General features: G+C 67.2%; 1 protein-coding gene. It reads left to right on the top strand.

The window, feature by feature from the left end; all coding sequences use genetic code 11:
* The first annotated feature begins 289 nt into the window (after nt 1–289).
* Nucleotides 290–1,465, top strand: coding sequence for an Nramp family divalent metal transporter (locus QYS60_RS06345; protein WP_371382689.1), 1,176 nt, complete (start codon nt 290–292; stop codon nt 1,463–1,465).
* Nucleotides 1,466–1,594 lie beyond the last annotated feature (129 nt).

The raw sequence follows: 1,594 nt of genomic DNA, 5'->3' as shown, positions 1-1,594 counted from the left end.
CCCCCAACCCCGGGGGGGCCCCCCCGACCTCCCAGATGACATCGGCACCACCACCGTCGTCCGTCCGTGAGTGCCTTCCCCGTCGAACCGTCGTTGCCGCACGACCCCTGTCCGTCGTCGCCGGCAACCCGTCCGTCCACGGTTCGAACACCAGAAAGTAGGCTCGTCGATGAGTCAGCACACTTCTCTCTCCACCGAGGCCCCCGGAGGCGAACCAGTGGTCGCGGGTAGCCCCTCGCCGCAGCGCAGCACCCTCGAGTCCCGGCGTCCCTGGGTTCGCACCCTGGCGATGGCCGGGCCGGCGTTCATCGCCGGTGCCTGGCAGTTCGGCCCCGGCAACCTCGCGAGCGCCGTTCAGGCCGGCAGCGCATACGGTTACTCGCTGATCTGGGTCGTCGCCCTCTCGACGCTCTTCATGCTCGTCTACGCCGACATGAGTGTCCGCTTGGGAATCCGTACCCCGGTGTCCATGATCGGCTCCGTCAAGGACATTCTCGGCAATCGGGTCGGCGTCGCCGCCGGCATCGGCGTCTTTCTCATCACCCTGTGCTTCTCCGTCGGCAACGCCGTCGGCTCCGGCCTCGGGCTGTCCATGGTCTTCGGAGGCTCTCCACTGCTGTGGTCGGCGATCTGTACGGTATTCGTCGGGCTGATCCTGTTGTTCCGCAACGTCTATCGCACCGTCGAGCGGGTGCTGCTGGTGATCGTCGCCCTCATGGCGGCCACCTTCGTTCTCAGCGCCGTCATCGCGAAACCGGACTGGTACCAGGCGCTCGGCGGCGCCCTGCCCGTCATTCCACCCGGCGGACAACTCCTCGTTGTCGCCCTCGTCGGCACCAACTTCTCGCTCAATGCGGCGTTCTTCACCGCTTACGGCATCCGCGAGCGCCGGCGCACCGAAGCCGAATACCGTCGGACCACAGTCGCGGACACCATTCCCGGCATCGTGGCCCCGGGCATCATGACCTCGCTGGTCATCATCGTCGCCGCTGCGGTCCTCGGCCGCGCCGGCACCGAGGCGACCACCCTCACCGGCCTCGCCAAGGTATTCGAACCCATTGCCGGCCCCGTCGGCTCCACGATCTTCGCCCTCGGCTTGTCCGGCGCCGCGTTCTCGTCCATGGTCGCCAACGCCACCGCCGGCGGCACCATGCTCTCCGACGCCCTCGGGAAGGGCCCTTCCGCGAGCACTCCGGCGGCCAAGCGCACCAGCGCCCTCATCCTTGCCTTCGGTCTGATCGTCACGCTGGTGTTCACCAGCTCCCCCATCCAGCTCATCATCGTCGCCCAAGCACTGACTGTCCTCATCGCCCCTCTACTCGGTCTCCTGCTGCTCGTGATGAGCAACAACCACGAGCTGATGGGCTCCCTGCGAAACACGTGGTGGAAGAACATCGTCGGCGTCCTGGGACTCGTCGCTGTCCTGTCCCTGTCCGCGCTGCTGGTCTACAACCTGCTCGGCTGAGCACACCTCGCGTGCCGCAGTGGCGGGCCGGACACCGGGAACTCGGTGCCCGGCCCGCTACCTGTGCCGCGGGAACACATCGATTTCGAACCCACCGGAAGGAGCCGGAGAACATGCCGTTGTTCGCCG

This window comes from Rhodococcus sp. GXMU-t2271 (assembly GCF_041414735.1).
In the GTDB taxonomy this organism is placed as follows: Bacteria; Actinomycetota; Actinomycetes; order Mycobacteriales; family Mycobacteriaceae; genus Rhodococcus; species Rhodococcus indonesiensis.
This window is presented reverse-complemented; position numbering and strand designations above follow the sequence as displayed.